The 18419-nt window shown below is 61.1% G+C and carries 17 protein-coding genes; 6 read left to right on the forward strand and 11 right to left on the reverse strand.

Annotated elements, in window-relative coordinates; genetic code table 11:
- Positions 1 to 23 precede the first annotated feature (23 nt).
- The gene (locus HBJ59_RS10640; protein ID WP_076015350.1) at positions 24 to 470 is read right to left on the reverse strand and encodes a hypothetical protein; all 447 of its coding nucleotides are present in this window, start codon (positions 468 to 470) and stop codon (positions 24 to 26) included.
- A 551-nt stretch (positions 471 to 1021) separates the two neighbouring features.
- Here HBJ59_RS10640 and HBJ59_RS10645 point away from each other — a divergent pair.
- Positions 1022 to 1957 (forward strand): chemotaxis protein CheV, encoded by a 936-nt coding sequence (locus HBJ59_RS10645; RefSeq protein WP_017479493.1) that lies wholly within the window; start codon positions 1022 to 1024, stop codon positions 1955 to 1957.
- A gap of 39 nt (positions 1958 to 1996) precedes the next feature.
- Positions 1997 to 2803: an MOSC domain-containing protein gene (locus HBJ59_RS10650; protein ID WP_076015308.1), complete on the forward strand. Its 807-nt coding sequence runs from the start codon at positions 1997 to 1999 to the stop codon at positions 2801 to 2803.
- 65 nt (positions 2804 to 2868) lie between these two features.
- On the opposite strand, the gene HBJ59_RS10655 is transcribed toward HBJ59_RS10650, so the two are convergent.
- The 9 genes from HBJ59_RS10655 to HBJ59_RS10695 all read right to left on the reverse strand — a co-directional run bounded on the left by HBJ59_RS10655 (position 2869) and on the right by HBJ59_RS10695 (position 13230).
- Positions 2869 to 3153, reverse strand: coding sequence for a pyrimidine/purine nucleoside phosphorylase (locus HBJ59_RS10655; RefSeq protein WP_014337306.1), 285 nt, complete (start codon positions 3151 to 3153; stop codon positions 2869 to 2871).
- 47 nt (positions 3154 to 3200) lie between these two features.
- The gene (locus tag HBJ59_RS10660; RefSeq protein WP_076015309.1) at positions 3201 to 3743 is read right to left on the reverse strand and encodes an exonuclease domain-containing protein; all 543 of its coding nucleotides are present in this window, start codon (positions 3741 to 3743) and stop codon (positions 3201 to 3203) included.
- 71 nt (positions 3744 to 3814) lie between these two features.
- Positions 3815 to 5743: an acetyl/propionyl/methylcrotonyl-CoA carboxylase subunit alpha gene (locus HBJ59_RS10665; RefSeq protein ID WP_167663520.1), complete on the reverse strand. Its 1929-nt coding sequence runs from the start codon at positions 5741 to 5743 to the stop codon at positions 3815 to 3817.
- Positions 5744 to 6073: 330 nt separating this feature from the next.
- Complete coding sequence (locus tag HBJ59_RS10670) at positions 6074 to 6565, reverse strand: hypothetical protein (protein ID WP_167663455.1); 492 nt, start codon at positions 6563 to 6565, stop codon at positions 6074 to 6076.
- A gap of 382 nt (positions 6566 to 6947) precedes the next feature.
- On the reverse strand, positions 6948 to 7721 hold the full coding sequence (locus HBJ59_RS10675) for an enoyl-CoA hydratase/isomerase family protein (protein WP_076015311.1): 774 nt from the start codon (positions 7719 to 7721) through the stop codon (positions 6948 to 6950).
- Positions 7718 to 8875: a citronellyl-CoA dehydrogenase gene (gene atuD / locus HBJ59_RS10680; RefSeq protein ID WP_076015312.1), complete on the reverse strand. Its 1158-nt coding sequence runs from the start codon at positions 8873 to 8875 to the stop codon at positions 7718 to 7720. Before atuD ends, HBJ59_RS10675 begins: the two co-directional genes overlap by 4 nt.
- Before the next feature lie 71 nt (positions 8876 to 8946).
- Entirely contained in the window at positions 8947 to 10563 is a 1617-nt protein-coding gene (gene atuC / locus HBJ59_RS10685) for a geranyl-CoA carboxylase subunit beta (RefSeq protein WP_167663521.1), read from the reverse strand.
- A 3-nt stretch (positions 10564 to 10566) separates the two neighbouring features.
- Positions 10567 to 11439, reverse strand: coding sequence for an SDR family oxidoreductase (locus HBJ59_RS10690; RefSeq protein WP_167663522.1), 873 nt, complete (start codon positions 11437 to 11439; stop codon positions 10567 to 10569).
- Between the two features lie 12 nt (positions 11440 to 11451).
- Positions 11452 to 13230, reverse strand: a complete 1779-nt coding sequence (locus HBJ59_RS10695) for an acyclic terpene utilization AtuA family protein (RefSeq protein WP_167663523.1) — start codon at positions 13228 to 13230, stop codon at positions 11452 to 11454.
- A 154-nt stretch (positions 13231 to 13384) separates the two neighbouring features.
- Here HBJ59_RS10695 and HBJ59_RS10700 point away from each other — a divergent pair, with 154 nt between their 5' ends.
- The 3 genes from HBJ59_RS10700 to HBJ59_RS10710 all read left to right on the forward strand — a co-directional run bounded on the left by HBJ59_RS10700 (position 13385) and on the right by HBJ59_RS10710 (position 15976).
- The gene (locus HBJ59_RS10700) at positions 13385 to 14008 is read left to right on the forward strand and encodes a TetR/AcrR family transcriptional regulator (RefSeq protein ID WP_167663524.1); all 624 of its coding nucleotides are present in this window, start codon (positions 13385 to 13387) and stop codon (positions 14006 to 14008) included.
- Between the two features lie 99 nt (positions 14009 to 14107).
- Entirely contained in the window at positions 14108 to 14896 is a 789-nt protein-coding gene (locus tag HBJ59_RS10705; protein ID WP_076015317.1) for an ABC transporter substrate-binding protein, read from the forward strand.
- Between the two features lie 66 nt (positions 14897 to 14962).
- Entirely contained in the window at positions 14963 to 15976 is a 1014-nt protein-coding gene (locus HBJ59_RS10710; RefSeq protein ID WP_167663525.1) for a GNAT family N-acetyltransferase, read from the forward strand.
- Positions 15977 to 16810: 834 nt separating this feature from the next.
- Here HBJ59_RS10710 and HBJ59_RS10715 read toward each other — a convergent pair.
- Entirely contained in the window at positions 16811 to 17362 is a 552-nt protein-coding gene (locus tag HBJ59_RS10715; protein ID WP_076015319.1) for an RNA polymerase factor sigma-70, read from the reverse strand.
- A 277-nt stretch (positions 17363 to 17639) separates the two neighbouring features.
- Between HBJ59_RS10715 and HBJ59_RS10720 the strand changes: the two genes are divergently transcribed.
- Positions 17640 to 18398: a thioesterase II family protein gene (locus HBJ59_RS10720; protein WP_167663526.1), complete on the forward strand. Its 759-nt coding sequence runs from the start codon at positions 17640 to 17642 to the stop codon at positions 18396 to 18398.
- Positions 18399 to 18419: the final 21 nt, after the last annotated feature.

An 18419-nucleotide genomic window follows, 5' to 3' on the forward strand; every position in this document is an offset into this window, starting at 1 on the left:
TGTCGAGTAAATGAGAAGAAAACTCAAATCGCGTAAGGCCTGTGATGCTGTTGTGTGTAGCCAAAATTGCTTTGCGGGATGTGTTGAACGACGGTGGCAATCAGCACGTTTTGTTCGGTTTCATCCAGGCTGAGTTTGCCGGTTTTTGCGTCGATCAACTCCAGTTGCCAGGCCAGCAATGTGAGGCACGCATTCAGCGCATCCAGCGCCTGGTCATGCAGTTGCAGTGGGCTGGCGGCATTGCTGATCAAGTACTGTACATGCCGGGAGAACTCGCCAATGGCCCGCAGGGCAAGGGCGTCGGATTTTTCGGCGAGCTTGATCAGACTGCTTTTCATACAGTCGATCGCGTCGCTGTCGTTTCGGATCAAATGCAGGTGGCTCAAGCACTCCTGGGACTTGGCCAGCAGCATTTCCGCCTCCAGGAGAAACTCGGGAAGTGCAAGTTGCCACTCTGTGCCGTCGTTCATCATGCAAGTCTCCAAAACATACGGTCGGATAATGAGATGTCGCACTGGGTGAATGGCTTCAAAGTACTGCTGAAATATGACGAATATCTGTAGGTTGCTTCCGACTTTCCAGTAGGACTTTTATTTGATTGATCGCCGCGATCGTTTGAACCCCCCTGATTGCTCAAGGGCATCCGCACAACTTCTTTGGTTGCCAAGACGTAAGTCTTAGGACGACCCGTGGGCCGTGGGCTTGGGATAGCCAACAAAAGCCTGACTCCATTCATGCAATGAGAATGGCGTCACATTAATGGCTATTAGATATCGCGAATATCAGGTTGGTCCTGATTGTGGATAGGGGAATCCCTTACATAGGGGAACCTCGCGCTGACTTTGCGGTCACGCGACGGCGGTGATGGGTGTTGTGTGGAAGCTGGCTCAGTAAAGCATGATGTCAGTGTGACATCAATGGATTTGCATGGCATTTTAATGGGGGTCAAGGTCCGGCGTTTGCCGCCGATAACCTGCTTCAGTGACCAGCACTATCCATCCGCTAAACCCAGGAGTCTTTAATGGCCGGCATTCTCGACACGGTAGATCAACGCACACAATTGGTGGGTGAGAATCGCCTGGAGATCCTCATGTTTCGCCTGGCCGGGCGGCAGCTGTTCGCGATCAACGTGTTCAAGGTGCAGGAAGTGCTGCAACTGCCCAAGTTGACCCTGATGCCCCAGCGCCATCCGTTTGTCTGCGGCGTGGTCAACCTGCGTGGCCAGACGTTGCCGGTGATCGACCTGTCCCAGGCGATTGGCATGCGCCCGCTGATTCCGGGGCCCAACAGCACCATTATCGTCACCGAGTACAACCGTTCGGTGCAGGCATTCCTGGTGGGCGGTGTCGACCGCATCGTCAACATGAACTGGGAGGCGATCCTGCCACCCCCGGCGAGTGCCGGGCGCCAGCATTACCTGACGGCCATCAGCAAGGTCGATGACCAGTTGGTGGAAATCATCGACGTGGAAAAAGTCCTCGCCGAAATCGTGCCCTACAACGCCAAGGTTTCCCGCGAGAAACTCGAAGACCCGGTACTGGAGCGCGCCCGCGGCCGCGAAGTGCTGCTGGTGGATGACTCCAACGTCGCCCTCTCGCAACTGCGTGACACCCTCGGCCAACTGGGGGTGAAGATGCACATCGCCAGCGATGGCCTCAAGGCCCTGAACATGCTCAAGGGTTGGGCCGACAGCGGTCAGGTGATGACCGACAAGCTGTTGATGATCTTCACCGACGCCGAAATGCCCGAGATGGACGGCTACCGCCTGACCACCGAGATTCGCAACGACCCGCGCCTGCGTGGCCTGTACGTGGTGCTGCACACGTCGTTGTCCGGCAGCTTCAATGATTCGATGGTGAAGAAGGTCGGCTGCGACAACTTCCTCTCCAAGTTCCAGCCCGACAAGTTGGTGGACGTTGTGCGTCAGCGCCTGATGCTGGACGAAGTACCGGCTTGAGCTTAGGGTGACGGCTTTGCCCCTCAGGAATGCAGGCCCATGCTTCGTCTCAGCGCGTTGTACCGATACCCCTTGAAGTCCGGCAAGGGTGAAACCTTGCAGCAGATCAGCCTGGACAAGCTGGGGCTCGACGGGGATCGACGCTGGATGCTGGTGGACGAAGCCAGCGGGCGGTTCCTGACCCAGCGGGCCGTGGCCAAAATGAGCCAGCTGTCGGCGCTGTGGAACAGTGCCGGTGGCCTGACCTTGAGCGCCGAAGGCCAACCGGCCCTCGACGTGCCACTGCCCGGCAGCGATGCCGAGTTGCGCGGCGTGACCATCTGGCGCGACACCTTGCGCGTGCCCGACGCCGGTGATGAAGCGGGTGCCTGGGTCAGCGAGTTCATCGGCAAACCCACGCGCCTGGTGCAAGTGCCGCTGGCACGTGCGCGGACGACCGAGGCCGGTTACGGCAATGACGATGACAAGGTCGCGTTTGCCGATGGTTTTCCGTTGCTGCTGATCGGCCAGGCGTCGCTGGATGACTTGTCCCAACGGGTCGGTCGGCCGATGGAAATGCTGCGTTTTCGTCCCAACCTGGTGATCGAGGGCAGCGAAGCGTTTGCTGAAGACGGTTGGAAGCGGGTACGGATTGGCGACGTGGAGTTTCGCGTGGTCAAGTCCTGCTCACGCTGCATCCTGACCACCATCGACCCGGCGAGCGGCGAACGCAGCGCCGACCGCGAACCGCTGGCCACCCTCAAGACCTACCGCGAGCGAGAGGGTGATGTGATGTTTGGGCAGAACCTGGTCAACGATGGTGTGGGTCGCCTGGAAGTCGGTATGCCGGTGACGATCCTGGAGTAAGCAGCGCTTAAATGAAAAATGCCCGTCTCTTGCGAGACGGGCATTTTTTATGGCCGGCGCAAAGATCAGCCGCGGTATTCGCACAGGTAAGCCGTGTCGACCGCTACCTTCAGCTGGAACTTGCTGTTGGCAGGCACGTTGAACTGGCTACCGGCTTCGAAGGTTTCCCAGTCTGTGCTGTCTGGCAGCTTGACGGTCAGCGCGCCCGACACCACGTGCATGATTTCACGCTGGGCGGTGCCGAATTCGTATTCACCCGGGGCCATGACGCCGATGGTCGCCGGACCTTCTGCAGTGCCGAAAGCGATCGACTTGACGGTACCGTCGAAGTACTCGTTGACTTTAAACATGGGCGAATCCTCGGAAAAGGGTCAAGAAAGGTCGGCCAGTATGCCTTCTACACGGGCAAAATCAACGGCAGCAGCCGTGCGGTATTGCGCGCATCTTCCAGCGCCCGGTGCTGCTGGCCATGGAACTGCATGCCGGCCAGTTGCAGCGCGCCGTTGAGCCCCAGCGGCTTGTCCAGGCGCCGGGCCTTGGCGAAGCGCTGCTTGAGGTTCACGTGGGGCGTTTGGCCCAGCACGCTGCTCAAGCCATGGCGCTGCCACTCCAGCTCCAGTTGCTGGCGGTCGTAATCGCCCCAACTCGCCCAGCCTTCCAGGCGCGCGTGGTGTTGACCGAGCCAGCGTTCGAACAGCGGCCACACCTCAATCAACGGTGCGGCAGCATCGATATTTGCCTGGGTGATGTGGGTCAACTGGCGGCAGAAGGACGTCAGCAACGGCCTGCGCAACGGCCGCACGAAACGCTGGAAATGGTCCAGTTCACGGCCCTGGCGGTTGACCAGGCTCACGCCGATTTCGATGATTTCCATCTCGGTCACGGGCCAGCCGCCTTCATCCGTTGTGGCTTCAAGATCAATAATCAGCCAATGAGGCATCGCAGGTTCCCGTACTCTTCCCGTCCTGATGGGGATAGAGCGTAGCCAAGCCTGCTAGTTCCGCCCAGCGGTTACTCGATCTCCAGCAAAATCTGACGGCTCCTGACCTGATCTCCTGCAACGGCCTGGATTCGCTTGACCACACCACTCATGCCGGCCTTGAGTGGGTGCTCCATTTTCATCGCTTCCAGCACCAGCAAAAGCTGGCCCTTGCTGACCAAGTCGCCTTCGCTGACCCGAACTTCAACAATCGCGCCATCCATCGGCGCCTTGACCATGCCGTTACTGGCCTCGGCCTGGCGGGTGGCAACGGTTTGGGTTCGGTTGGTGATGCATATGCCGGGCAGCCAAAGCTGTGTGCCCTGCAAGTGATAGGCGATGCGGCGGCGAATGCCGTTGACCACGGCTATGGCCCAGCGTCCGTCGATGCTGAGGTCGCGTATTTCGATGGCGTGCTGATCAATCTCGACTTGCAGGCAATTCTCCGCCAGCACACTGAGGCTGATTGCCCGTGGCTCATCCTGGTCGGCCAACTGATAACGCCATGGCACGCTGGCGTTGTTGCGCCAGCCGGATAGCGGCTGGGTGTGAGTGCTGGCGCTGTGTTGGTAAAACAGCGCGGCGGCCAGGGCCAGTTCGGCGTTGGTCGCGTGGGTTCGGGTGATGTCGCTGAAATGCTCGGCGATAAAACCGGTGCTGAACTCGCCGGCGATGAAGTCTGGATGCTTGAGCAGGCTGGCCAGCAGGCGCTGGTTGGTGGATACGCCGAGCAGCACGCAGTCTTCCACGGCCCTGACCAGCTTGCGCCGAGCCTCTTCGCGGGTGGCGCCGTGGGCGATGACCTTGCCCAGCATCGGGTCGTAGAACGGGGTGATGCGCTGGCCTTCGAGCACGCCATGGTCGATGCGCACACCGGCCGCCGGTTCCCAGCGCAGCACATCGCCGGTTTGCGGGAGGAAACCCTGAGCCGGGTCTTCGGCGTACAGGCGCACTTCCATGGCGTGGCCGCTCAGGGTTACTTGGTCCTGACTCAGGGGGAGCGGCTGGCCGGCGGCGATCTGCAGTTGCCAGGCGACGAGGTCGAGGCCGGTGATCAGTTCGGTGACGGGGTGTTCGACCTGGAGGCGAGTGTTCATTTCCAGGAAGTAGAAATTGCCGTTGCGGTCGAGGAGGAATTCGACGGTGCCGGCGCCGACGTAATTGACGGCGCGGGCGGCCTTCAGCGCGGCTTCGCCCATGGCTTGGCGCAGCTCAAGGGTCATGACGGGGCAGGGTGCTTCTTCGATGACTTTTTGATGGCGGCGCTGGATCGAGCAGTCGCGTTCGCCGAGGTAGATCAGGTTGCCGTGGGTGTCGCCGAACAGTTGGATTTCGACGTGGCGGGGGGCGATCAGGGCTTGTTCGAGGATCAGTTCGGCGCTGCCGAAGGCGTTTTGCGCTTCGGAGCGGGCGGTGCGCAGGTGTTCCAGCAGGGTGTCGGGGCTGTGCACCAGGCGCATGCCGCGACCGCCGCCGCCGGCGCTGGCCTTGATCATCAGCGGGTAGCCGATTTGGTCGGCTTGCTGTTGCAGGGTTGGGTCGTCCTGGTCGGGGCCTTGGTAGCCTTTGATGCAGGAGACGCCGGCGTTGAGCATGGCGACTTTTGAAAGGCGTTTGCTGCCCATCAATTCGATGGCTTCGGGGCTGGGGCCGATGAAGGTCAGGCCGGCGTTTGCGCAGGCGCGGGCGAAGTCGGGGTTTTCGGAGAGGAAGCCGTAGCCGGGGTGGATGGCGTCGGCTCCGGTGCGGTGGGCTGCGTTGAGGATGGCTTCGATGTTCAGGTAGGACTGGTTGACCGGGGCCGGGCCGATGTTGACGGCTTCGTCGGCCATCTGGACGTGCAGGGCGTTGGCGTCGGGGTCGCTGTAGATCGCCACGGTGCGGTAGCCCAGGGCTTGGGCGGTGCGCTGGATGCGGCAGGCGATTTCGCCACGGTTGGCGATCAGGATTTTGTTGAACATGAGTTGGTCCTTGGTCTGTCGGTCGAGTACATATCCATTCCTGCGATAACGGCCGCTATGGATTCCGCTCTTACAGCGGGTCACTTTTGAAAAGCCGGAATGCCGGCCCAGTCAAAAGTAACCAAAACGCTCTGCCCCGCCTGTCGGCACCTCGCCTGGGCTCGGTGTTCCCTCACTCCGGCATTGCTCCGCGGGCCGCCGCGACGGGCCATCCATGGCCCGGCGCGGCTAAACCGGCGTCCTGCCGGTTTACCCGCTCCGCACTGCCTGCGTTCGGCCTCGGGCTGAATGGGGCAGTCAGATCAAAATCAAAAGCAAAAGCACAGCGGCCTACCGGCCGGCTTCCTTCTCTGTAGGAGCGAGCTTGCTCGCGAAAAACCTGAGGGCGCCGCGCTCATCCAGAATGCCAGCGTCATCGTTAACGACCTTCGCGAGCAAGCCCGCTCCCACATTTTGAACCGTGCCCGCTTTAGCTTTTGATTTGGCTGTTGCTTCACCACACTCAAGCCGGCCTGTAGCGGCCTCCCGGCCGGCTTCCTTCTCTGTAGGAGCGAGCTTGCTCGCGAAAAACCTGAGGGCGCCGCGTTCATTCAGGATGCCCGCGTCATCGTTAACGACCTTCGCGAGCAAGCCCGCTCCCACATTTTGAACCGTGCCCGCTTTAGCTTTTGATTTTGCCTTTGCTTCACCACACTGAAGCCAGCCTGTAGCGGCCTCCCGGCCGGCTTCCTTCTTTGTAGGAGCGAGCTTGCTCGCGAAAAACCTGAGGGCGCCGCGTTCATTCAGGATGCCCGCGTCATCGTTAACGACCTTCGCGAGCAAGCCCGCTCCCACATTTCGAACCGTGCCCGCTTTAGCTTTTGATTTGGCTGTTGCTTCACCACACTCAAGCCGGCCTGTAGGCCGCTGTGCTCTTGATCTGCTGTTGATCTTGATCTTAGGCGCCCCGTTAAACCACGCTGGCCGAACGCAGGCTTTGGAGCGTGGGTAACCCGGCAGGACGCCGGGTTAGCCGCGCTGGGCCAAGGATGGCCCATCGCGGCGGCCCACGCTCCAAAGCCGGAGTGAGGGCACACCGAGCCTAGGCGAGGTGCCGAGTGGTGGGGCAAGAGCGTTTTGGTTACTTTTGCGCTTTTCAAAAGTGACCCGCTGTAAGAGCGGAACCAATAGCGGCCATCACCGCAGAAACGGATATGCCCCCAATTCATCGCGCCCACCGCGGCTTGCGCTTCTGCACAAAAGCCTGAGTCCCCTCAATCCCTTCCTCGCCCCAAACCGCCTCGGCAAACCACTCAGCCGCCTGATCCAGCAACGGCCCCAAAGCCTGCTCACCACTGGCCAAGACCAACGCCTTGGTCCGCGCATTAGCCCCCGGAGCACAACGCAAAACCTGCCCCAACACCTCATCCACCCGCTCCGCCAACGCCTGCGGATCGTGCTCCACAAAATGCACCAACCCCAACCGCAGCGCCTCAACCCCATCAAACCGCGCCGCCGTCAAAGCCAACCGCCGCGCCTGAGTCAGCCCGATACGTTTCACCACAAACGGCGCAATCTGCGCCGGCAACAACCCAAGGCTGGTCTCCGGCAACCCAAACTGCGCCTGATGATCCGCAATCGCCACATCACTGACACACACCAACCCCAACCCGCCCCCCAGCACCGCCCCCTGAAGCACCACAATCACCACCTGCGGCAACGCCTCAACTTCCTGCAGCAGTGCGCCAAACGCCCGGTTCAACGCCTGCAACCCACCCGTGGCCCCGGCGCGCGCCATGTCCTTCACATCCCCACCCGCCGAAAAATGCCCACCGGCGCCACTGATAACCACCGCCCGCAAGGCTTTATCCCCTGACACATCGGCCAGTACCGCCCGCAACTCGGTCACCATCTCAAGGCTCATGGCATTCCGGCTGTCAGGCCGATTGAGCGTCACATGCAACACCCCGTTATGCGGCTCCAGCAACAACGTATTCACGACTTTTTCCCCGGCAAGGTGCCCATCAATTTGCAGATGATCCCCAGCATGATCTCGTCCGCCCCGCCGCCAATCGACACCAACCGCACATCCCGATAAGCCCGGGCCACCGGGTTGTCCCACATGAACCCCATACCGCCCCAATATTGCAGGCAACTGTCACTCACTTCCCGTCCCAGGCGCCCGGCCTTGAGCTTGGCCATCGAGGCCAGTCGCGTCACGTCCTGGCCCTTGATGTACTGCTCGGTGGCCTGGTACACCAAGGCCCGCAGGCATTCGATTTCGGTAGACAGTTCGGCCAGGCGAAAGTGGATCACCTGGTTGTCGATCAACGGCTTGCCGAAGGTCTTGCGCTCCTTGCAGTACTCGATGGTGCTGTCGATGCAGTACTCCAGGCCCTTGACCATATTGGCCGCGCCAAACAGTCGCTCTTCCTGGAACTGCAGCATCTGCATCATGAACCCCGCGCCTTCATGGCCGATGCGGTTGCGCTGGGGGATGCGCACGTCGTCGAAAAACACTTGGGCGGTTTCCGAGCTGTGCATGCCGAGCTTTTCCAGGGGCGGGCTGACGCTGATACCCGGGGTGTTCATCGGCACCATGATCAGCGACTTGTTGATGTGCGGTTTGTCGTCCGAGGTGTTGGCCAAAAGGCAGATAAAGTCGGCGCTCGGTGAGTTGGTGATCCACATCTTGCTGCCGTTGATTACATAGTCGGTGCCGTCCTTACGGGCATGGGTTTTCAGCCCGGCTACGTCGGAGCCGGCGCCGGTTTCCGAGACGCCAATGCAGCCCACGTGCTCGCCGCTGATGGCCGGGCGCAGGAATTCTTCGCGTAACTCATCGGAGCCGAAACGGGCCAGCGCCGGGGTGCACATGTCGGTTTGCACGCCGATGGACATCGGGATGCCGCCGCAGCGGATGCTGCCGAACTCTTCGGCGGCGACGATGGAGTAGCTGTAGTCGAGGCCCATGCCGCCGAATTTTTCCGGCTTGGAGATACCCAGCAAACCAAGGTCGCCGGCCTTGCGGAAGATCTCGTGGATCGGGAAGCGTCCGGCCTTTTCCCATTCATCGACGTGGGGGTTGATCTCGCGCTCGACAAAGCCACGGACGGTGCGACGCAGCTCTTCGTGTTCCTGGGTGAAAATCATTTTTGTTGTTCTCCCTATGGGGACGCGGAGCGTCCCGGGCTGCATTCCCACGCGGAGCGTGGGAACGATCATCAAAACCGCGCTGCACCAAAGCTGTTGGGCTGTAGTTGCCGCACTTCGGCCTCGTGGCAGATGTCCAGTAGAAACCCGAGCAAGGTTCGTGTATCACGTGGATCAATCAGCCCGTCGTCCCACAGGTTTGCGCTGCCGTAGAGGGCGGTGGACTGGCTGTCGAGTTTCTGTGCGGTGACCTGTTCGAGCATGTCGAGCACTTTGGGGTCGGGCACCAGGCCGTCTTTCAATTGCTTGGCTTCGGTGACGATCCGCAGCACTTTGCCCGCCTGGGCGCCACCCATCACGGCGGTGCGGCTGTTGGGCCAGGCGAAGATGAAACGCGGGTCGAGACCGCGGCCGCACATCGCGTAGTTGCCAGCACCGTAGGAACCACCGACGACGATGGTCAATTTCGGCACCCGGGCATTGGCCACCGCCTGGATCATCTTCGCGCCATGCTTGATTACGCCTTGCTGTTCCGACTCGGTGCCGACCATGAAGCCGGTGGTGTTGTGGAAGAACAGCAGCGGTGTCTGGCTCTGGTCGCACAGCTGGATAAATTGTGCGGCCTTGCTCGCGCCCTTCGGTGTGATCGGCCCGTTGTTGCCGATAAAACCACAGGCGCGGCCCTGGATATGCAAGTGGCCGCAAACGGTGTGCGGATCGAACTCGCCCTTGAACTCCAGGAAGTTGGAACCATCCGCCAGTCGCGCGAGGATTTCGCGCACGTCGTAGGGCTTTTTCGGATCGTCGGGGATCAGTCCCAACAGCTCTTCAATCGGGTACAGCGGCTCGCTATAAGCGCGCTTTGGCACAGGCAGCAAGCGATCATCCCACGGCAACAAGCTGACGATCTCACGCACGATGCGCACACCGTCAGCGTCGTTTTCCGCCAGGTATTCGGCAGTCCCGGCGGTTTGCGCGTGCATCTCGGCGCCGCCCAGTTCTTCATCGGTGGCGACTTCGCCGGTGGCGGCCTTGAGCAGCGGCGGGCCGGCCAAAAACAGCTTGGCCTTGCCGCGCACCACCACCACGTAATCCGAAAGCCCCGGCTGATAGGCGCCGCCCGCCGTGGCCGAGCCATGCACCACGGTGATCTGCGGCAAACCCATGGCCGACATCCGCGCCTGGTTGGCAAAGCTGCGTGCGCCTTCGACGAAAATCTCGGCAGCGTAGTTGAGGTTGGCGCCGCCGCTTTCTGCGAGCGTCACCACCGGCAGTTTGTTTTCCATGGCGATCTGTTGCAGGCGCAGGGATTTTTTCAGGCCCGAGGGGGAAATGGTTCCGCCCTTGATCGCACTGTTATTGGCTACCACCAGCATGCGCACGCCGCTGACGTAGCCGATGCCGGCGATCAACCCGCCGCCGGCGGCGCTGCCGTCCTTGTCGTCGTGCAGTTTGTAGCCGGCCAGGCTCGCCAGCTCGAGGAACGGCGCGCCCGGGTCCAGCAGCAAATTCAGGCGTTCCCGTGGCAGCAGTTGCCCGCGCTTGTCGAACTTGGCCTTGGCTTCGGCGGCCTTGCTCAACAGGTTTTGCTCCAGCTGGCGCAGTTGATTGACGCCTGTGAGCATTGCTTCGCGGTTCTGCGCGAATTGCGGGCTGTGGGCGTCGAGTTGCGAGTCGATCACCGGCATGGCTTATTTCTCCTCCTTGAGCACGTCCGGCAAGTACGCCCGGTGGAAACCGTTAAAGGACGCACTCGGCGGTTGCGCCTTGTGCAGCGGCCAGGCGCGGCTGCCGAGGCTGGCGGCGCCGTCGATGCGCAAGGTGCTGCCGCTGACGAACGCGGCGGCGGGGCTGAGTAAAAACACAATCGCCGCGCTGACTTCCGATTCGGTGCCGATGCGTTTTAGCGGTACATGCTCGCGCAAGGTCGGGATCACCGCCTTGAACGCGCCTTCGTAAGTATCCATGCCACTCGATGCAATCCAGCCCGGCGCCACGGCGTTGACCCGCACCCCGGCGTAACCCCATTCGAATGCAGCGGTCTTGGTGAAGTTGTCCATGCCCGAACGTGCCGCGCCGGAGTGGCCCATGCCCGGCATGCCGCCCCACATGTCGGCGAGCATGTTGACGATGGACCCGCCGTGCGTGCTCATGCACTGGTTGAACACTTCCCGGGCCATCAGGAAACCGCCCACCAGGTTGGTGCGCAACACCGTTTCAAAGCCCTTCTGATTGATCGACGCGAGCGGCGAGGGGTACTGGCCGCCAGCGTTGTTCACCAGGCCATGAACCGGGCCGTGCTCCTGAAGGATTTGGCTGACCAGCGCCTTGACCGCTTCTTCATCACGAATATCGCAGGCCTGCCAGCTGGCGCGGCCGCCGTCTTCACTGATCTCCGCCGCGACCGTTTGCAGTTTTTCCGGCTTGCGACCCACCAGGATCACATGGGCGCCGAGGGCTGCCAGCTCGTGGGCGGTGCAGCGGCCAATGCCACTGCCGCCGCCGGTAACGATGATGGTCTGCCCCTGGAACAAGTCGGCTTTGAAGATCGAGTCGAAGGCCACGGCGTGGGTCCTTTAAGTGAATTGATCGGCAATGTGCTGCGGCACGGCAATCGGTATTTCCAGCAGTTGCTGGGCGAAGGCCTTGCCTTGGGGGTCGATGCGCAGGCTGGCAATCCCGCCGCCGCCCAAGGCGTTTTCCAGCAGGAAGTTCAGGCTGTGGCTGCCCGGCAAGTACCAGCGTTCGACGCGGCCGTGGATCGGGTCGAGCACGTGGCTCATCCAGTCGACGATCACTTCGGGGGTCAACGCTTCGGCGATCCACGGCAGGTATTCGGGCTCGCGGGCGATCACGCCGATGTTGCTGTGGTTGCCCTTGTCGCCAGAGCGGGCCACGGCCAGTTTGATCAGCGGCACGTTGGCGTCGGCGCGGCCTTGGGGTTTGGGTGGGTCGATCAAGGCGATGGGAGTGTTCAGCGGTTCGGTGCCAGGCAGTTCGCAGGCATGCCGCTCGCCAAGAAAGTCGACCTGCAATTGGCAGGCGCTTTTATCGATCAGGAACGAAAACAGCCGAATCAGCGGATACACCGTGGGCCGCCCGCCGACGATCCCGGTGAGCCCCGGCGCCATGCCGGTGGCCGCCTGGGCGATCTCCCGGGCGAACAGCACCAGCGCCTGTTTGCTCGGGTGACGCACCGCCAGTTTCACCACCACTTCGCGGCAGTCCTGGCGTTGGGCGTGGGGGCCGTAGGTGGCTTCGCTGCCCAACAGTTCGATGTTGACGTCGGTGTAGGGCGCCCAGCCGCGCTGGCTTAACAGCTCTGAGGTTTTGTTGATGATCGCCTGGCTGACCCGCTCGGCCTTGGCCACCGCGTCGATCCCGGCAATCAGGCAACTGGCGGTGCAGCGAAAGCCGTCCGGGTAAGTGGCGCTGACCTTGTACTGGTCGGTGGGCGGTAGGCCTTTGGCGCCGTGCAGGTGCACGCGGTTTTTGCCTTGTTGCTGGAGCTTTACGTGGCTGAAGTCGCAGATCACGTCGGGCAACAGGTAGGCGCGCGGGTCGCCGATTTCATACAGCAATTGCTCGGCGACGCTCAGTTCGCTGGTCAGCCCGCCGGTGCCGTCGACTTTACTGACGGTGAACTGGCCGTCGGCGCTGACCTCCACAATCGGGAAGCCGATGTGTTCGTAGTCCGGCACCTCGCGCCAATCGGTGAAGTTGCCGCCGGTGCACTGGGCGCCACATTCGATGATATGCCCGGCCAATGCCGCCTGGGCCAGGCGGTCGTAGTCCTGCCAGGACCACGCGAATTCATGCACCAGCGCTGCGCTCACCACTGCGCTGTCGACCACACGGCCGGTGATGACGATATCGGCGCCCAGCGTCAGCGCCTGCACGATGCCCGGCGCGCCGAGGTAAGCGTTGGTGGACACGCACATCGCCGGCAAAGGTGCGCCGCTGAACATGTCGGTGATGCCGTGCAGTTGCTTGAACTGCGGTTGCAGGTCATCCCCCAGCAGCACGGCGATCTTCAACGGGATTTGCGCCTGGTCGCAGGCCGCCTGCAACGCGGCGGCGCAGGCCTGAGGGTTGATGCCGCCGGCATTGCTGATCACGCGGATGCCCTGGCGCTGGATATCCGCCAGCAGTGGCGTCAGCACCTCGATGAAATCCGTGGCATAGCCGGCCTGGGGATCTTTCATCCGTGCCCCGGCGAGGATCGACATGGTGACTTCGGCCAAGTAGTCGAACACCAGGTAATCCAGCGCACCGCCTTCTACCAACTGCGCAGCGGCGGTGCAGGTGTCGCCCCAGAAGGCGCTGGCGCAACCGATGCGTACCGTCTTGTTCATGGGGCGTCCTTCCTCTGGTTTGCTGGTACCAACACTACCAAGCAAGCGCTTGGTTTGTAAACTCTGGTCACAACTTTGCCCCAAGCGCTTGCTTGGTTGGCTGCCACGGCCTAAATTGCCGCCCAAGACGTAACCAGAAGTTAAGGAGAGCAGCATGGATGAGCAAAAAGCCCTGCGGGTGATGCGCACCATGGTCGACGCCGGCCAATTGACCGACCCCGACAGTGCCCGTGGCAAGTTGCTGCAAACCGCGGCCCACCTGTTTCGCAACAAAGGCTTTGAGCGCACCACCGTGCGTGACCTGGCCGGCGCGGTCGGGATCCAGTCCGGCAGCATCTTTCATCACTTCAAGAGCAAGGACGAAATCCTGCGGGCGGTGATGGAGGAAACCATCCACTACAACACCGCCCTGATGCGAGCGTCCCTGGCCGAGGCGAACAACGTGCGCGAGCGGGTGCTGGCACTGATTCGCTGCGAATTGCAGTCGATCATGGGCGGCAGCGGCGAGGCCATGGCGGTGCTGGTGTATGAATGGCGTTCACTGTCGGCCGAGGGCCAGGCCCAGGTACTGGCCTTGCGCGATATCTACGAAGACATCTGGTTGCAGGTGCTAGGGGAGGCGAAAAACGTCGGTTATATCCGGGGCGATGTGTTTATCACCCGGCGTTTCCTGACCGGCGCCCTGTCCTGGACCACCACCTGGTTTCGCGCCCAGGGCAGCATGACCCTGGAGCAACTGGCCGATGAAGCCTTGCTAATGGTTTTGAAAGCTGACTAGTCCGTACGCGCAAGCTATTAATTGTGTGGCGGAAAGTTGTCTCGATAGACAAAAACGCCTAGCTTAGCGGGATCAAAGTTTTCGACGGTGTGTGCCTTGATGTTTTCGCCCTGGCGATTGGCTGCAGGACTCTCAATATTGGCACTTGGCACACTGTGGCTGATGCCGGCTTCGGCCGCTCAGTTGGTGAGGGTGGGGGCTGCGCATTTTCCACCGTACACCGTGCGCCCGGAGCAGGGCGCCGACACCGGGTTGCTGCCGCAATTGCTGGAAGCCTTGAATGCCCTGCAAACCGATTACCAGTTTGTGCTGGTGCCCACCTCGATCCCCCGGCGCTTTCGCGATTTCCAGCAAGGCCGGGTGGATATGGCGATCTTCGAAAATCCGGCATGGGGTTGGCAGGACATCCCCCACACGGCAGTCGACATGGGCCTGGAAGACGCGGAAATCTTCGTCGCCCAGCGTGAGCCCGGCCGCGACCAATCGTACTTCACTGAGCTGACCGGCAAGCGCCTGGCGGTGTTCAGCGGCTATCACTACGCGTTCGCCAACTTCAACCCCGACCCCAGGAACATGGCGGAGCACTTCAACGCCACCTTGACCTATTCCCACGACAGCAACCTGTTGATGGTCGCCCGGGGCCGTGCCGACATTGCATTGGTAACACGCTCCTACCTCAGCGATTTCCTGGTGCGCAACACCGAGACGGCGGGGCAGTTCCTGGTGTCCGAGCGGATTGACCAGGTGTACCACCATTTCGCGCTGCTGCGGCCCAAGGCGCCGATCACGGGGCCGGTGTTCGCCGGGCTGCTCAAGCAACTGCGGGACAATGGCCAGTTGCTGAAGATCTTCGAGCCTTACCGCATCGATGTGATGCCGGTGCCGTGATCGTCTAAATTTTTGCCCCTGGCTCACGTCACTTGTTGAACTGTCGACGATTCGTGAGCCCATCCCATGTCCAATCTGAATGACCTGTCTGTCCTGCCGTTGCCGGCGGGGCCTGCCCTGAATGCTGATGAAACTGACAGCCGTCTGAGCCTGACCCTTGAGGGGCAGCCGCTGATTCGTTTGCGCCTTGAACGGGGTGATGAGCTGCTGGTGCATTTGCAGGAGCCCGACCGTGTGCCGGCTGCCCGTGCTTTGTGGGCGGCGTGTTACTGGCTGTTTACCAAAGAGCCTGAGCGTCAACGGCTGGCCTGGCGTCTTGAGCATGCGCCGGAGGATGCGTTGCGCAGTGGGTTGCTGGTGGCGACCGAGGTTGCCGGGCAGTTTTATTGTGAGCGCACGTTGTTTTGGCAATTGCCGCAACCGTGGTTGGGGCAGTCGGTGACCGGGACTTATCCGCAGCAGATGATGATCAGTGGTGGCAAGCGCCATCCCGCTCGCGCGCCGAAGCCGCGGGGTGAGGTTTATCGGCGGTTTGATGCGCGGTTGGGGGCTTGGATTTCGCTGCGCACGGTTGAGATTGACGTCGATCTGGCGCGATTCAATCGTTGGCAGAACAGTACGCGGGTGGCGAATTTCTGGCAGGAAAGTGGCAGCCTGGAGCAGCATCGGGAGTATCTGGACAAGCTGGACGCGGATCCCCATGCGTTGACGTTGATCGGGTGTTTCGACGATGAGCCGTTTGCGTATTTCGAGGCGTATTGGGCCAAGGAGGATCGGATTGCGCCGTTCTATGACGTGGCGGATTACGATCGCGGGATTCATATGTTGGTGGGTGAGGAGCATCACCGGGGGCCGCATAAGGTGGCGAGTTGGTTGTCGGCGTTGGTGCATTACCTGTTTCTTGATGATCCGCGTACGCAGCGTGTGGTGGCGGAGCCTCGCGCGGATAACGGGCGGATGATTGGGCATATGCAGAATCAGTGTTTCCACTGTGAGAAGGAGTTTGATTTTCCGCATAAGCGGGCGGCGTTGATGATCCTGGGGCGGGAGCGGTTTTTTGAGCGGTGTGGGTTGGTTTGATCGGGGGCATATCCGTTGTTTAGGTAACGGCCGCTTATGGTTCCGCTCTTACAGCGGGTCACTTTTGAAAAGCGCAAAAGTAACCAAAACGCTCTGCCCCGCCTGTCGGCACCTCGCCTAGGCTCGGTGTTCCCTCACTCCGGCATTGCTACGCGGGCCGCCGCGACGGGCCATCCATGGCCCGGCGCGGCTAAACCGGCGTCCTGCCGGTTTACCCGCTCCGCAATACCTGCGTTCGGCCTCGGGCTGAATGGGGCAGTCAGATCAAAAGCAGATCAAAAGCAAGAGCACAGCGGCCTACAGGCCGGCTTGAGTGTTAGAAGCAGAGGCAAGATCCAGAGCGAAAGCAGAGCTGCTTTTCTGTAGGAGCGAGCTTGCTCGCGAAAAACCTGAGAACGCCGCGTTCATCCTGAATGCCCGCGTCGTCGTTAACGACCTTCGCGAGCAAGCCCGCTCCCACATTTGGACCGTGCCCGCTTCAGCTTTTGCTGTTGATTTACAACACTCAAGCCGGCCGGGAGGCCGCTGTGCTCTTGATCTGCTTTTGATCTTGATCTTAGGCGCCCCGTTAAACCACGCTGGCCGAACGCAGGCTTTGGAGCGTGGGTAACCCGGCAGGACGCCGGGTTAGCCGCGCCGGGCCATGGATGGCCCGTCGCGGCGGCCCACGCTCCAAAGCCTTCGTTCGGGCACACCGAGCCCAAGCGAGGTGCCGAGTGGTGGGGCAAGAGCGTTTTGCTTACTTTTGCGCTTTTCAAAAGTGAGCCGCTGTAAGAGCGGAACCATAGGCAGCCGTTACCTAAATAACGGATATTCACCCAGCAGCAGAGCCAATCAAACCCGCCGCGCAAACGTGTCGCTATGAGTCCCGGAAACCTTCCGGCAATGCACCAGCGCATCCCGAATCATGAAGTTCACGAGCGTCGGCGAAACCCCCAGCTCCTTGGCAATATCCTTCTGCGGCACCCCATGCAACCGGTACATCTCAAACGCATAACGCGTGCGTTGAGGCAACTGCGTCAACGCATCCGCGATATTTTCCAGCGTCGAAAAGTTGATGTGCGATGTCTCAGGCGAAGCCCCGTGAATAACCACATTCAAGCCTTCCTCTTCAGTGCCGGAGTATTTCAACTCAAGCGCCTGCTTACGGTAGTGATCAATGGCCAGGTTACGCACGATCTGAAACAGGTAACTCAGCTGCGCCTTGAACGACGACGTAATGGTGGGTGCCGATTGCAACCGGAAGTACGCGTCTTGCACCACGTCTTCGGCGCGGGAGCGGCAGCCGGTAATGCGTGCTGCGATCTTGACCAGGATCAGTCGGTTATCGACGAAGGCCTGGAGTAGGGGTGAGTCGCACCTGCCTGTGGATACTTGTTCCGTCATGGAAATCACCTTGCTGCAAAAGAGGTTGGGGGAGGGCGTCCTTGCTGAGGCCTCCTACACATCGGGCAACAAATTATGCTTAATGATAATGATTGTCAAATGAGAAGACGAACTAATCTTATGCTTTATCGATAGGTGTGAACCGCGTCTCGCTGACTAATTATTTCCAGGTGCCATCCGTTCTCATGGGTGACAGGCCAGTTAACAAACCGGCCAAGGATCAGCGCCTGGAGGAGGACAAAATGGGTTTTTATCGTGTGAGCGGGAGTGGTCTGAAATGAACACGCCGGCTCGATTACGCCTGTTTTGCCTGCCGTATTCCGGCGCCAGCGCCATGGTCTACAGCCGCTGGCGGCGGGCGCTGCCCGAGTGGTTGCAGGTGCGGCCGCTGGAACTGCCGGGACGCGGCATGCGCATGGACGAGCCCTTGCAGCGCGATATCAAGGCATTGGCCGCGCAACTGGCCGATGAAATCAGTGCGGAACTGGACGAGCCTTACGCCTTGTTCGGCCACAGTCTCGGCGGTCTGCTGGCGTTCGAGCTGGCCCATGCCCTGCGTGAGCGTGGTGTACCGCAGCCATTGGCGCTGTTTGCGTCGGGTACCGCCGGCCCGGCCCGTCGCGATGTCAGCGAATACGCCATCGAGAAAAACGACGAGCAACTGATCGCCCGCCTGCGTGAACTCAAGGGCACCGGCGAAGAGGTGTTGGCCAATGCCGAACTGATGCAGTTGATGTTGCCGATCCTGCGGGCCGACTTCCTTCTTTGCGGCAGTTTCGAGTATGGCGAGCGCGAGCCGCTGCCCCTGCCGATCCATGTCTTTGGCGGCAAGCAGGACAGTGTGCGTGCCGACCAACTGCTGGACTGGCAGCAAGACACCGCCAGCGGTTTCTCCCTCGACATGTTCGACGGTCACCACTTCTTCCTGGTGCAGCACGAGAGTTCTGTACTGCGCTGTGTGCGGCGTTACGCCGACGAACACTTGGCCCGCTGGCGCAATGACGCCGCGCGGCAGATGGCCCGGGCTGCCGGCTGAACAAGCCCCCCCTCCGCCACA

The sequence above is a fragment of the Pseudomonas sp. AN3A02 genome (assembly GCF_011765255.1).
Classification (GTDB): Bacteria; Pseudomonadota; Gammaproteobacteria; order Pseudomonadales; family Pseudomonadaceae; genus Aquipseudomonas.